Source organism: Desulfoplanes sp. PS50 (assembly GCF_053851535.1).
The window spans coordinates 1-14,186 of record NZ_JBSPZA010000004.1 but is presented as its reverse complement, the minus strand read 5'-3'; the positions used below and the strand labels follow the sequence as shown (position 1 = coordinate 14,186).

The window sequence follows — 14,186 nt, the reverse complement described above, 5'->3', positions numbered from 1 at the left end:
CCTTCGGTTCCCATGCGATATCTTCTCGCCAAAGTCATCTCTGTCTATCAAATCCTGATCTCCCCATTGTATCCTCCGTGTTGCCGTTTTATTCCCACTTGTTCTGAATACGCCAGAGAAGCTGTTCTGGTTCACGGATCGTGCAAGGGAGTCTGGATGGCCATGAAGAGAATCGTCCGTTGTCATCCCGGGTGTCACGGCGGGATCGATCCCGTGCCTTCGCCAGAACCCCATCCAACCATCAGCCGAATCAAAGAGAAAACATCCCATGGATAATCGTCGTGTTGTACTTGCCGTAGCCCTGTCCCTCGGAGTCTTGCTGATCTGGAACTGGCTATTTCCGCCGGCCTCGCAGCCCCCGGTTCAGCCCACCGAGTCGACCCAGTCCCAAGCCGTCCAGCCTACTGAAGCCATGCCGCCGGAACCGGAGCAAAAGTCTCCTGCTGCCAGCCAGGCGATCCGTACCTTCACTCCCACGGAAGGCAAAAGCGTGGTCGTGGAGACGCCGTTGTACAAGGCCGTTTTGAATACGGATGGCGGGGTGCTGGAGCATTTTGTCCTCAAAGAGTACCGGGAAACCATTGATCAGGACGCCCTGAACATCGATCTGGTCACCCCGGAATCCCTGAACAGGGCTCCCCTTGGAATCAGCTGGAATCGCACCCCTGCATGGAGTGACGGGACCTGGGGATTTCGCGGTACGGATCTGAATCTGACCGGCCAGGAGCAGGGAACCCTGACATTTACCGGTCAGCTGGGATCGGTCACCTTCGTCCGTACCCTTTCCTTTGATGCGGATCGCTATGAGATCGAGGAGACCATCGAGGTGGTCAACACGACCCAGGCCCAGGTTACCGGGGAGCTGGATTTTTCCCTGGCCAGTACCGGGCTTTCCAGCAAGGATGACCGATACAATCAGAATCTGGTCGCCTTTCTCTCGGCCCAGGGCCTTGAAGAGGAAAACGATCAGGACGACCTGGAAACGGGCCTGACCCTTCCCCCGGGTAATGCCCTGCAATGGGCGGGTATCGAGAACAACTATTTCATCCTTGCCCTGGCACCCATGAACGGCGACATGGGCATCAAGGCCAAACTCGACAACGATGTCTATCGTCTCCTGGTGGGGCAGAATCTGATCATCGAACCCGGTCAGAGTCAGAGTCTCTCCTGTACCTATTATCTCGGTCCGAAGAAGAATTCGGCCATGGCCCATTCTCCCAACGACCTGAAGCGGTCCATTCATTACGGATGGTTCGATGTCATTGCCAAGCCGCTTATTGTCGGGTTGAATTTTTTGCATGCCTATGTGGGCAACTACGGGATTGCCATCATCATCCTGACGATCATCATCAAGATCCTTTTTTGGCCCTTGTCGCAGAAGAGCTACAAGTCCATGGAAAAGATGAAGAAAATCCAGCCGCTCATGGCTCAGGTCCGCGAGAAGTATAAAGATGACCGGGATCAGATGAACAAAGAGGTCATGCAGCTCTACAAGTCGCACAAGGTCAATCCTGCCGGTGGATGTCTGCCCATGCTGCTGCAGATCCCCGTCTTTTTTGCCTTGTACCAGGCACTGCTCGGGGCTATCGAACTCCGTCATGCCGCGTTCATTCCCCATCTTCCGTTTACCGACATTGTCTGGCTGGCTGATCTTTCGGCCAAGGATCCTTTTTATATCACGCCGATCATCATGGGAGCGACCATGTTCCTGCAGCAGAAGATGACCCCCACGGCAGGTGATCCGACCCAGGCCAAGATCATGTTGTTCATGCCCATCATTTTCACCTTTATCTTCTTGAGTTTCCCTTCCGGTCTGGTCCTCTACTGGATGGTCAACAACATTCTTTCCATTGCCCAGCAGTGGATGATTTCCCGTAAGATGTAATTGTATCTGGTCAGGTTTGTATTTGCCAACCCGCCTCATTCGCAACGTTTCGTATTGATTGTACACCGGCGGACGGCCTGCAGACAGAAGCGTGTCTGCGGGCCGTCAAACCGTATCAGCATGACCGATGCCCGACATGAATGTGATCATCTTTGCAGGGCACACTGATTACGATGACGATAAGGAAGCAAGCCGGTTGCTGCGGAGGCGCTATCAAGGAGTATCTGTATGAGCGAGTACAAGAGTTTTCAGGGCAAGCAGGTGGACGACGCCATTGCCGAAGCGTGCCGTCACTTCAAGTGCACGCGTGAGAATCTAGAGGTCGAAATTGTCAGTGGCGGATCGTCGGGAATTTTCGGCCTGGTTGGAGTAAAAAAGGCCAAAATCAAGGCTCGGACGCGCCAGAGCGCAGGGGGTGATTCCACCGCTCCTGTTCGCGAGGAGTCCCCAAAAGATGCTCCAGCCAAAGACAAGAAGGTTGCAGACAAAAAACCTGCCACGCCAGGCAGGCCCAAGGTCCCGAACAAAAAAAACAGGAACGAAAATAAGGATGCTGCATCTTCCAAGGACCGAAGCAGCTCCGGATCCGAAGGCAATGGATCCAAAAGGGATGCGCGACCCCAGGGCCACGGCGGACAGAACAAATCTGCTCCCAAAAAGGAAGCCCCCCAGAAACAGAATCGCAATCGACAGACCCCGCCTGCGCCCAGGGAAGCCGTGGCTGGAGCCAGGAACAAGGATGAGGCTGTCCCCTCTCAGCCTGCCCCCAAGCCGGAAATCGATGTCCAGGCCGCCCGGGAGTTCGTCCTTGAAAGCACCAGGATTCTGCTGACCAATATTTCCGAGGGGAACGAGATCCGTATTGATATGGACACGACGCCCATCGAGGTGGTCATCGAGGATGAGGACAACTCCGGATTGATCATCGGACGTGACGGTCAGACCATCTCCTCCATGCAATATCTGCTCAACCGGATTGTTTCCCGAAAATTTCCAGGCATAGCGCGGATTCAGCTCGATGCAGGAGATTACCGGGAAAAGCAGGACGAGCAATTGCGAAAGACCGCCCAGTTTCTGGCCGAAAAGGCCAGGTCCAGCCGCAGGACCCAGAGTACCCGGCCCTTGAGTTCCTATCACCGTCGTGTCGTACACATGGCCCTGCAGGAAGACCGGGAGATCATGACCCGTAGCAAGGGAGACGGACCCATGAAACGGGTCTTGATCATGGCCCGGCGCAAGAAGAATACGAACCAGGCCGGTGGGCCTAACGGAAACGGATCCGAACCTGTGGATCAGGGTGCAATGGCGGAACGGGAAACCGATGAACAGGTTTCATGATCGCTGATCTGTTGTTATGGACCAGGAACGCAACCAACAAGGCAGGGCCCTCGGCTCTGCCTTTGTTGGTTAGTGCGCCGGGCTGTTGCAAGAATGATGGTGGACGTGGAGTCTTTTCTCATGAATAAACAGGTACTGCCAGAGTCACGGACAGCAAGGACAGAAGACATGCAGACAACTATTGCCGCCATTGCCACCCCCCTGGGATCCGGTGGAGTCGGGATCATTCGGATCAGTGGGCCTGAGAGTAAAACTATCGGAAAAAGCATCTTCCGATCTGTGCGTCCGGGATTCACCGGTTTCAAGCCCTATACCCTCCATCATGGTCAGGTGCTGGATGGCCGGGGGGTCGTTCTGGACGAGATTTTGATCAGCTACATGCCGGGTTCGGGATCGTATACGGGTGAGGATGTCGTGGAGATCAATTGTCACGGTGGTCCGCTGGTCGTTCAGGCCGTGCTCGAGCGGGTTCTCGATCTCGGGGTGCAGCCGGCTGGCCCCGGTGAATTTACCAAGCGGGCCTTTTTGAACGGTCGTCTCGACCTGACCCAGGCCGAGGCCGTGGCCGAGATGATCGAAGGCCGTTCCGTTCAGGGACTGGCCATGGCCGCATCCAAGCTGGGTGGTCTTTTAGGGGACAGGCTGCGGGCCTTGCGCACACAGCTCGAGGAGCTGAAGAAGGAACTCTGCGTGGCCGTGGATTTTCCCGAAGACGAGGTGGAGTGTCTGGAACCAGAGGATTTTACCAAACGGGTCCGTGAAGTGCTTCGGGAAACCAGGGAGCTGGTGGCCGCCTATGGACGAAACCGATGCTGGCGGGAGGGGGCTTTGGTCGTTCTGGCCGGACGGGTCAACGCGGGCAAGTCGAGTCTGATGAATGGGTTGCTCGGCCGGGACCGAGCCATTGTGACCAATGTTCCGGGTACGACCCGGGATTATCTGGAAGAGACCATTGTCCTTGGTGGAATGAGCGTCCGTCTTGTGGATACGGCAGGACTGCGCGAGAGCGGGGATCAGGTGGAGCAGGCCGGTGTCCAGCGGACCCGATCATTGCTCAGGGAGGCGGACCTGGTGCTCCTGCTCATCGACGGGGACACGGGATCGGATCCCGATGATGTGCTGCTCGCCGGGAATCTGGAAAAGGAAAAGCTCGTTGTTGTCGGCAACAAAATGGACCTTTGCGGTGAAGATCCTGACTGGAAAAAGGATTGGGAAGCGGCCGGGTATGCGGTGCTCATGATTTCGGCCAAACAGGGGACCCGGCTGGATGAGCTGGAAAAGACCATTGTCCGGCGCATCACCAAAGACCAGGCAGAAGCCGACCCCGGCGGACTGGTCCCCAATCTGCGCCAGAAAAAAGGCCTTGAAAAGGGCGGCACGGCATTGGAAGACCTGATCACCGATCTGGAAGCGGGGATTCCCTATGATCTCTTGTCCGTGCATCTGGATGCGGCCTGCACCGCGTTTATGGAATTGACCGGTGAGATCACGCCGGACGAGGTTTTAAACGCCATTTTCGACGATTTTTGTATTGGGAAGTGATGGGGGGGTGTCTCGGGTTCGGGAAAACAGGGCACGGCGCGCCGTGCCCCTACGAGTTTTTCGTTTTTTCCCGTCTCCCGTCTCCCGTCTCCCGTCTCCCTGTCTCCCGCCTCCGGTCTTTTGCCTTTCTCTGCGCACTGCCTCCTGCGCCCTGCGCACTTTATAGCCCTGCACATTCTTTTTTTATTCTTTCTCCCCAACAACCCCCAGATCGATCTCCAACCTTCCCAGGCTGGCATTTTCCATCCGAACCTTGATTTTTTGGCCCAGTTTGTAGGTTGTGCCGGTTCGTTGCCCGAGGATGATCTGTTCGCGATTCAAAAAGGCGTAATAGTCGTCACCCAGGGTGGAGAGGCGGACCAGCCCTTCGGCCAGGATGCCCTCGAGTTCCACCCAGAAACCGAAATCGGCCAGCCCTGAAATCACCCCCTCAAAGACCTCGCCTATGCGTTCACGTAGGTGTAGAATCGTGGCCCGTTTCAGGATTTCCCGTTCGGCCTGCATGGCCTTGCGTTCGAGCGCATTGATGTCCTCCCCTGTTTTGATCAGAGATTTTTTCCCGGGCAGCCTGGATTTGTCCGCACCGAGACTGGCCTTGAGGGCCCGGTGCACATTGATGTCCGCATATCGCCGGATCGGGGAGGTGAAATGGCAATAGCATTCGGATGCCAGCCCGAAATGGCCCTGGTTGTTCGGGCTGTATCCGGCCTTCATCATCGACCGGAGCAACAGGCGATTGACCAGAAACTCCATGTCCGATTGCTCGGCAACAGATAGCAGTTCCTGAAGTTCCTTGGGAGAGCGTCCCTTGGGAAGTTTTTCTCCCAGATCGGTTCGGGCCAGAAGTTTCATGAGCGCTTCCAGCTTGTCCTGATCCGGCTGCGGATGAACCCGGTAGAGAAAAGGAACCCCCTGCTCGGTCAGATATTCAGCCACGGCCTCGTTGGCCGCGAGCATGAATTCCTCGATCATCTGATGGCCGAAATGGCGTTTCTTGGGCAGGACCTGGATGGCCAGTTCGTCAGGGTCCTGGATGATTTCGGGTTCCGGCAGATCAAAGTCGATGGACCCGCGCTGTTTTCGATTGGCCAGCAGCTTGCGGGCCAGAGTCTCGGCGGTACCCAGCATGGGCAGGACATCTTCCAGCTTTTTTCGCGTTTCAGGTTCTTTCAGGAAGAGGGCCTCGTTGACCTGGGCATAGGTTAATCGGGCATGGCTTTTAATGACTGCGGAATAAAAGGAGCTTTTTTTTGGGATTCCATGAGACGAAAACTCGATTTCAGCAACCATGGCCAGTCGGGGCTCGTCAGGATTCAGGCTGCACAATCCATTGGACAGGGCCCTTGGGAGCATGGGTTCCACGGAAAGGGGAAAGTAGTAGGAATTGCCCCGTTCCAGGGCCTCTCTATCCAGGGGGGACCCGGGAAGGACGTAGTGGGAGACATCGGCAATGGCCACATGGAGCCGAAAGCCGTTGTCGGTTCGTGTCACGTGAATGGCGTCATCAAAATCCCTGGCACTGGCCCCGTCAATGGTCACCAGGGGAACCTGGCGAAGGTCCTTGCGATTTTTGAAATCAACGGGCGAAGGGGCGGACGGAAGCTCTTCAGCCTGGTTGGATACCGAGCGGGGAAAGGGTCCGGGAATGGCGTGGCCGATCTTGACCAGTTGTTCCTGAACCGCCAGGGAGTTTTCCTCTCCCAGAATGGCTGTGGCCGTGCCCATCCACATGGACCGGTCGATGCGCTCATCGGGTGCGACCAGGATGATATCATCGATCCTGGGCTGTGGAGTCAGGGAGCTGCAATCGGCCGTGAAAAGAATAGGGATCTTGGGATCAGCCGCCCGGCAGACAAAGGAGGCCTTGCCCACCCGCTTGACGACCAGACAGGGAAGCACGGACAGGGCCCGTTTGAGAACCCGGACGATCCGACCTTCCTGGTTCCTGCCGCGTTGTCCGGGAAGGACGGCCACGAGTACGGTATCGTTGGGCCAGGCCTCGCCGAAACGGCTTGGGGGGACAAAAATGTCCTTGCGCCGCTTGTCTTCGGGGATGACAAATCCCACGCCCGAACGCTGCACCTCCAGGACACCCTTGACCAGGGGGAGTTTGCCCACCAGGGCGAGTTGCCGTCCTGTGCGCAGCAGTTTACCCTGTTCCACCAGGGAGTTTAAAATGGATTTGACTTTTTTTTTGTCGTTTTTGTCGGGCGAGAGCGCTGTCAGAACATCCTTGACCCCCACGGGCCGGTTGGCCTGATGGAAAAAATCAAGAATCGTCTTGGGGGAAATGGTGAGTTGGGACTGATCGGCTTTTTTTTTGCGTCGGGCCATGGGGCCTCCTGGATTGTGGGAATGATGGCATAACGTCGTGTAGACGGAATGATTGTTTTATCGCGCACCAACGCGGGGGCGGAAAAAACCATGCAAAATGCCTTGGAAATGGACGCGAATCGACCGCGCGAACACGGTCTGAATGTGTATCTGACTACAGGGTCCTGATTTTTTGTGCAAGCCAGTCGGCAAACCACAGGGATGTCTTGGCCCGGGCAAAAAATGAAAGCCGGGTCTGTATCTCGAAAAGCAACGGATACTCCCAATCATCGAGTTTGATGGCGTCCTTGGATGTGCAGACAAGATGTGCGGCGCCGGCGGCAGAGGCGCGTTCCTTGATGCGCGACCGGTCCTGGTGGGAATAGGCGTGGTGATCCGGAAAGAAACAGACATCCACCGGGGGATATCCCAGCAATGTTGTGATTGTGTTCTGGACCCGCTCGGGGTTGGCGATGCCGGTGAACAGCAGATAGGGAGCCTTGTCGAGATGGTTGAAGGTCGCACGCGTTCGGACCTGAACAAGGCCGCAGGGAACGAGACGGGCAAAGAAGACGGGACGGTCGAAGGGTTGCAGCCGGTTCAGGGCGGCCGGGAAGAGTCGGTCCAGGGAGGATCCCGTGACATTGACCACAAAGGCGTCGGCTCGAGCAAGTGCCTGTTTTCCTTCGCGCCAGATCCCCTGGGGAAGGACCTTGTTCCATCCCGTGCAGAGATCGTGTTCCGACAAAAGAACCAGATCGATATCCCGCCTAGCGGCCAGATGCTGGAAGCCGTCATCCAGGATGAACAGGTCGGGAGAAAATTTTTGTTCGGCCCAGGGGCCGCTGCGAACACGTTTGGGATCCACGATCACTTGTGCATGGTCATGAGCGCGGGCGAGCATGAGGGGTTCATCGCCAGATTGATCAGCCGGGCTGTCAGGCAGGACATGGAAGGGAAGATCAGGCGGGTGTCCACGGTACCCTCTGGTGAGAACGACCGGATGCAAACCAGACGTGCGCGTCCAGTCGAGGAGCCAGGAGACCATGGGGGTCTTGCCTGTTCCGCCCCAGGAGATGTTGCCCACAGAGATGCAGGGAGCCTGTGGTCGCCATGCAGGGAAAAGGGCATGTTCAAAAGCCCGGGCACGAAGACGCATGAGACCCGCATAGGCATGGCCCGGAGGTATGAGCAGGGGGGCTAGAAGCGATTGCCGGTTGTTGGGATTCAAAGTGATTCCTCATGTGTGGCGGAAGCAAAAAGGGGCAGACCCTGAAAGAGCCTGCCCCTGGGGAAATCAGCGTACAAAAGGGAAAACTACTCCCTGCCCTGACCAAAAAAGCGCAGGAGCATGAGAAAGAGGTTGATGAAATCCAGATACAGGGTCAGGGCGCCAAGAATGGTGCCTCTGCGCACGGCGGTTCCGTCCTCCATGGGAGCGGTCTGGCCCATTTCCTTGAGCTTCTGGGTGTCATAGGCGGTCAGGCCGACAAACACGAGGACGCCGATGCCGCTGATGGCGAATTCCAGGCCCGGGCTTCTGAGGAAGATATTCACAACGGAAGCCAGGATGATGCCGATCAGGCCCATGAACATGAAGCTTCCCAAAGAGGTCAGATCCTTTTTGGTGACCATGCCGTAGATACTCATGGCCCCGAACATGCCGGCGCAGATGACAAAGGTGCCGACTACGGAACTGCCTGTGTAGGCAAGAAGAATCGCAGACAGGGTGACCCCGTTCAGTCCGCTGTACAAAAGAAAGAGTCCGCTGGCCATGGAGGCCGAGAGTTTGCCGATGCCTGCGCTGATCCACATGACCAGGCCGAATTCAGCGATGATCAGTCCCCAGAAAAGAATCTGGTTGCCAAAGATCGTTTGGACCAGGACGGGGCTGGATGCGACCAGATAGGCGGTAATGGCCGTGAGTCCCAGGCCTCCGGCCATCCACTGGTACACGCCGCGCATGAACGCGTTCAAAGCCTCGGCGCGGGGAGCGGTTTGGGTGGTTGCGGTACGAAAATCTGCCATGGTGGTGCCTCCGAAAAATGGAAAAAAATGTTTATGCGATGTTTGGGTAACCCGTAATCTATAGGTGCGGAGAGTGACAAGTCAAGGGGACGTGCGCAGTGAAGGAAGATGCGCGGTATAAGGGGAAACGTATAGTGCAGGGAAATTTCCAGTGCGCAGAAGGCATGAGAGGGGCAAGCGGTGAATTTTTTTTTGCTGGGGACAATCGGTTTGAATGCTTGCGGAAAAACAACGAGGCGAATCGTGGCGGCAGGAGAAATATAAGGTAGATCATGATTGAATATTGACACAAAAAGGAATATGTTTTTTTAAGAACGCGTAAGCAGCCAACACAAACCATGTCTCGGCCGCCGGATAATTTCGGCAGCCATAACAGCCAAAGCCAAACCTGTCGTGAGGCAGGGACGGAAAGCCACGGGTCTTGCAACGGTCAAGACAGCCGGGTTGCCTAGTAGGGGAAAATCGTGCCGGGTTACCTGAACAATGAGGTAAGCCGGTTTTTTTGGTTGGCCATTCTCCACACGGGTAAGGCGATCAGGATCCCGGGAGGGAAGGAGGAAACGCCTATGGTCTAGCTGCGCAGGTAAAGGCAGAAAAGGGTTGTCATGCCCTTTGAAAACGGCTAGCAAACGGTACTATCAGTATATCATTTCTCTCAACATTGAGGAGGCATGAGTATGTTACGGAAGAATGAAAAAGGTTTTACCCTGGTCGAACTTTTGATCGTCGTGGCTATTATTGGTATTTTAGCAGCTGTGGCTATCCCGCAGTTTACGAAGTATAAAAGGAATGCTGTCGAGGCCAAGGTCGAGGCCAATCTGACAACCTGTGTGACGGAGTTGGCGGCACAGTTTGCTACCAATGGAACGAATACTTGGAGTTGCACATTAGGTGAAAGTGCTGATGGTACTTCTCAAACCGTTGAGCTAACTCTTGACGGAGATACAGGTCTTGTTGATCCCTCTACAGGAGAAACGCTCGATAAATCTATCGATGGTTATGATGTCAACTGTACTATTAATGACAATAACAAGATTGAATGTAATGCAACAACTCCATAAATCACAATAAACGACAATGCGGCCTTTCCTTTGTAGAGGCCGCATTGTCGTTGATAATACAATGATTTTCAAATTGATTTTGAGTCGCAATTTTATTTTTGCTACACTTATTGTCCTCTCCGCCCTCACCCTTTCTATTGACGTCTATCTCCAAGCCACCCGCCATACCAGCCTGTGCACGACCAGTTCCTGTCAGGTCGTGGGGGAATATGTCCGTTTTGGCGAGCTCATGCTGGTCAAGGCCGGGGCGATATTTTTCTGGGTGCTCTGGCTGCTGGTCTTTTTTGCCGGGCGATACGACAAAAAATGGCTCTGGGGGCTGATCACCCTGGTGATCATGGGGGCCCTCGCCTTTGACGGCGGGCTGCTCGGATTCCAGTTCGTGGGATTGCAGGAGCATTGCCAGCTGTGCATCGGCGTGGGCGCGGCCCTGTTTGTTCTGGTTGGTCTGTTCGCCTGGGTGCGCAGATCATGGCTTGTGCTGCTTCTGGGGCTTTCCGTGTGGACCGGGGGTTTTGCAGCTAATTCCATCCTCAAATTTTCCACCGAACTTCCAGCCCTTTCCGAGACCTCGTTTTTGTCCTGGCCGGAATCCAGAACAGGGGTCAGCGAGAGGCTCATTCCCCGTTATCATTTTTTCTTCAGTCTGCACTGCGGGCATTGCAGCACGGTTATCGCCAATCTGGCGGTGAACAAGACGGATCAGGCCGACTGGTTTTTCCACATCATGGACAGCCGGGACGAGGATCTGATGCGCTTGTCCCAGATTCTGTCCGCCAACATGACCGCTGAAAATCCCTTTTTGCAGATTCTCCATTGGGAGAGCGAGGAAACGGTCCCGGAAATCCCCATCCCGGATTCCCTGCGCGAGGACGTGGAGCAGGCCCAGACCTATTTCTCCCGAAGCGGATTCAGAGGCGTTCCCATGCTCATTGTGGACGAGCGGCCCGGGGTTCGGGTCATTCTTTCCGGGGCATCCAGGATTGTCGGATACCTCAGGCAACAGGGGGTCATCAAACACCTGATTAATTTTGGTGCACCCCATGAGGAAGATGATCCGCTGCCCGCCGAGGTGCTGGAAGGATCATGATGGTTGGTGAATAGACAGACGTAGTGTCCGGAAATTTTGAGGTCGAAGCGTCAAAAGTGCGCAGGGCACAGTGCGCAGGGCGCAGGAAAAACTTTTATGAAATGATAATTTTTTCGTAACTATTCAGCCACTGGTTTCCGATTATGTTTTGCCCACCCGGGAACGCCGAGCGTCTGCTCGGCCTTTCAGGCAATGAAGATGGAGTATCGTTATACTACTTCCGGCGTGCCATCTGTCCCTGTTTCCTGCTGGTTCGCAGACGTAGTGCCGAGCAGACGCTCGGCGTTCCCGGAAAAAGACACATCTTTATGCCGAATTATCATGGGGAATAGTAACTTTTTTTCAAAACTTGATATGATATGAAAAGGCCGCCAGTGAGGCGGCCTTTTTTGTTGTGGATGGCGGGAGGGATGAAAAATAATCTGTTTGGTCAGCCCATGAAATCCCAGGTCCAGCGGCCCAGATTGATCAGGATGAGGAGTCCCCCTTCCACCCTGCTGATTTTCCATCCTGAGCGCATGAAGACCAGGACCAGGAGGACCATGGTCACCAATGCGTACAGGCTGGGAAGGGCGGTGGGAGAGACATCCAAAGGGCGGAGAATGCAGGTCATGCCCAGGACCCCGGCGAAATTGAAGAAGTCACTGCCCAGGAGATTGCCCAGGAGCATGTCGTTTTTTCCCCGAAGGGAGGCGGCCAGGCAGGTGATCAGTTCCGGGAGCGAGGTTCCGGCCGCGACAACGGTCACGCCGATGACCCATTTGCTCACCCCCATGAAATCCGCCAGAAATGTGGCCGATTCAACCATGAAATGTCCGCCAAGGGATATGCAGGCAAAGCCGAGTGCCAGCAGCGGGTAATCCTTCCAGTTTGCGGGTCGCTGGGAGGGAAGGTCGAGCCCTTCGAGTTCCTTGGTGCCCCTGAGGATCAGAAATCCGATGTAGCCTATGAGCAGGCTCAACAGAACGATTCCCTCGATCCTGCCCATGTACAGGTTCAGGGAAAAGATGGTCACCAGGATGGTCATTCCCCACAAAAACAACCCGTCCCGGTAGACCAGGGTCGCATGGGTTCTGATGGGCTTGATCAGGGCCATGAGCCCGAGGATGAGCCCAAGGTTGAAGATGTTTGAGCCAACGATATTGGAAAGCGAGATATCTCCCAGCCCCTTGAAGGCAGCCGTGGCCGAGACCAGAAATTCGGGCGCGGAGGTGCCAAAGGCCACCACGGTCAGGCCGATGACCAATTCGGACAGGTTGAATTTGCGGGCAATGGCCGCTGCGCTGTCAACAATCCAATTGGCCCCTTTCCAGAGAAGGAGGGCACTGACAGCGAGCATGGCGATGTTGACGATTATTTCCGTTCCCATGATTTTTTCAAGGCCTCGGCCTGGGTCCAGGTAGGGGGAAGCCATCCCTGTTTATCACCCCGGTCGGGCATGACCGTGACGATCTGTGTTGCATCGTGATGTCGGACCATGACATCCACACTTCGCAGGGATCGTTTTGCCTTGGGTGAAAAGGAGGCCACTAGGGCAGCTGCTTCCTGGATACGTTCCTCGTCCCATGGGATATCGGGCAGAGGGCGTCCGATTCCTGTGGGTCCGGGAAAGTCGACCAGATGGAAGTAGAGATCACTTGGCCTGAACAGCTCTTCCAGCCGCGCGTTGTCATGCTGATCCCGTCCAATAGTCAGCCAGCTTCTTCGTTTCCAGTATTGCCGCCCCACATTGGCCAGATTAAAATCATCGGCTGTGGGTTCTGCATGATGCATGAGCAGGGGGACGTACCTCACGGCGGCTTCTGCATCGGCCAGCCTGCATCCTCCGGCCGGGGTCGGGATTTCGGTGATTCCCATCTCCCTGGCCATTTTGAGCTGGGCCTTGCGTCCCCTCCCCCAGAGTCCCAGAAGTTTGGAACGATCCACCAATCCCTGTTCCTCCACGGGTGTCGGCTTGAGGCGCAGGGCACTCAACGGGGAAAGAACCAGATCCCTGACATGGGCATCCCGGTCGACAATATTGATGGCATCCCTGCGCTGGGACATGGGGCGCTGGCCGATCACCGTACCGGAAATGATGAACCGGGCCCCGTAATGATCCAGGAGTTTTTTGGCGGTGGCAAACATGAGGATCTTGCAATCGATACACGGGTTGAGAACCTTGCCGAATCCCTGCCGAGGACCGGCAAGGAGCATGCTCACGAATTCCTTGCCGATATCATGGATTTCGATGGGAATCCCGTAGATTTTTTCCCAATGCTCGACCGCGTCCGGTTCTCCAAAGAACGGAGAGACAAAATGAATACCCAGGACGGAAATATTCTGGTTTTGGATGAGTTTGGTGGCCAGGATGCTGTCCAATCCGCCTGAAAACAGGGACAATGCCTGGTAGGGTGTTCGGGTTTGCATGGGCCGCACCTAGCCGAGTCTTGGGGGATAGGCAATCCTGGATTTTCAAAGAAAAAGGGCGCCACGGTTTTCAAGTTTTTTGGGGTCACAAAAGGAGGTTGTGGGTATCTATCATTAAAAAACCTTTTTTATTAGTTGGTTATAAATCTCGTCCGCGATGTGGCTTGCCCTGGATAAATGAATTTGCTAACAAAACACGTTTCTATTCAAAAATGGTACAGGCTCATGCGGACAAGCCGCAGTTTTAGGTTTTAGGTTTTAAGTTTTAAGTTCAAGCATTTAGAGAATTTTCTTGTTTTTTATAACAGAACCTTCTGAGTAAGGTACTAAAGAGTTGCGGGCTGATGTATCAAGCGATTTCAGGCCTGCACGTATAGATATTCGTGCATGACATGTTCTCGGGGCAAGCCGGCCATCATATGGCAGGTACCTGCATGAGACAGGTGTGCCTTGTTGGGGGCTGGAAGATCCTGTCTTCCGCGCTCTTTATTTTTTTTCTCTACCTGATGTCTTCAAACCC

General features: G+C 55.0%; 11 protein-coding genes and 1 riboswitch. Of the genes, 6 read left to right on the top strand and 5 right to left on the bottom strand.

Annotated elements, in window-relative coordinates; all coding sequences use genetic code 11:
- Positions 1 to 12: 12 nt before the first annotated feature.
- The 4 genes from yidD (at position 13) to mnmE (ending at position 4,765) form a co-directional block, all read left to right on the top strand.
- Complete coding sequence (yidD, locus tag ACTVJH_RS02715) at positions 13 to 276, top strand: membrane protein insertion efficiency factor YidD (protein WP_455987219.1); 264 nt, start codon at positions 13 to 15, stop codon at positions 274 to 276.
- Positions 269 to 1,885 (top strand): membrane protein insertase YidC, encoded by a 1,617-nt coding sequence (yidC, locus tag ACTVJH_RS02710; RefSeq protein ID WP_455987217.1) that lies wholly within the window; start codon positions 269 to 271, stop codon positions 1,883 to 1,885. Before yidD ends, yidC begins: the two co-directional genes overlap by 8 nt.
- A 228-nt stretch (positions 1,886 to 2,113) precedes the next feature.
- Positions 2,114 to 3,223, top strand: coding sequence for a Jag family protein (locus tag ACTVJH_RS02705; protein WP_455987215.1), 1,110 nt, complete (start codon positions 2,114 to 2,116; stop codon positions 3,221 to 3,223).
- Between the two features lie 168 nt (positions 3,224 to 3,391).
- Positions 3,392 to 4,765: a tRNA uridine-5-carboxymethylaminomethyl(34) synthesis GTPase MnmE gene (gene mnmE / locus ACTVJH_RS02700; protein WP_455987213.1), complete on the top strand. Its 1,374-nt coding sequence runs from the start codon at positions 3,392 to 3,394 to the stop codon at positions 4,763 to 4,765.
- A 183-nt stretch (positions 4,766 to 4,948) separates the two neighbouring features.
- Here mnmE and rnr read toward each other — a convergent pair whose 3' ends face one another.
- The 3 genes from rnr to ACTVJH_RS02685 form a co-directional block, all read right to left on the bottom strand.
- On the bottom strand, positions 4,949 to 7,099 hold the full coding sequence (rnr, locus tag ACTVJH_RS02695; protein WP_455987211.1) for a ribonuclease R: 2,151 nt from the start codon (positions 7,097 to 7,099) through the stop codon (positions 4,949 to 4,951).
- Between the two features lie 154 nt (positions 7,100 to 7,253).
- A complete protein-coding gene (lpxK, locus tag ACTVJH_RS02690; protein ID WP_455987209.1) occupies positions 7,254 to 8,309 on the bottom strand; it encodes a tetraacyldisaccharide 4'-kinase in 1,056 nt (351 codons plus the stop codon).
- Positions 8,310 to 8,395: 86 nt separating this feature from the next.
- A complete protein-coding gene (locus tag ACTVJH_RS02685) occupies positions 8,396 to 9,106 on the bottom strand; it encodes a Bax inhibitor-1/YccA family protein (protein WP_455987207.1) in 711 nt (236 codons plus the stop codon).
- A 371-nt stretch (positions 9,107 to 9,477) separates the two neighbouring features.
- A riboswitch (cyclic di-GMP riboswitch) is annotated at positions 9,478 to 9,558 on the top strand.
- Between the two features lie 225 nt (positions 9,559 to 9,783).
- Here ACTVJH_RS02685 and ACTVJH_RS02680 point away from each other — a divergent pair.
- A complete protein-coding gene (locus ACTVJH_RS02680) occupies positions 9,784 to 10,167 on the top strand; it encodes a type IV pilin protein (RefSeq protein ID WP_455987206.1) in 384 nt (127 codons plus the stop codon).
- 61 nt (positions 10,168 to 10,228) lie between these two features.
- Positions 10,229 to 11,257: a hypothetical protein gene (locus ACTVJH_RS02675; RefSeq protein ID WP_455987204.1), complete on the top strand. Its 1,029-nt coding sequence runs from the start codon at positions 10,229 to 10,231 to the stop codon at positions 11,255 to 11,257.
- A 430-nt stretch (positions 11,258 to 11,687) separates the two neighbouring features.
- Here ACTVJH_RS02675 and ACTVJH_RS02670 read toward each other — a convergent pair whose 3' ends face one another.
- Positions 11,688 to 12,626 carry a calcium/sodium antiporter gene (locus ACTVJH_RS02670; RefSeq protein ID WP_455987202.1) on the bottom strand — a complete coding sequence of 313 codons (939 nt, stop codon included), beginning with the start codon at positions 12,624 to 12,626 and terminating at the stop codon, positions 11,688 to 11,690.
- On the bottom strand, positions 12,611 to 13,666 hold the full coding sequence (locus tag ACTVJH_RS02665) for a tRNA(5-methylaminomethyl-2-thiouridylate) methyltransferase (RefSeq protein ID WP_455987200.1): 1,056 nt from the start codon (positions 13,664 to 13,666) through the stop codon (positions 12,611 to 12,613). Before ACTVJH_RS02665 ends, ACTVJH_RS02670 begins: the two co-directional genes overlap by 16 nt.
- Between the last annotated feature and the right edge of the window lie 520 nt (positions 13,667 to 14,186).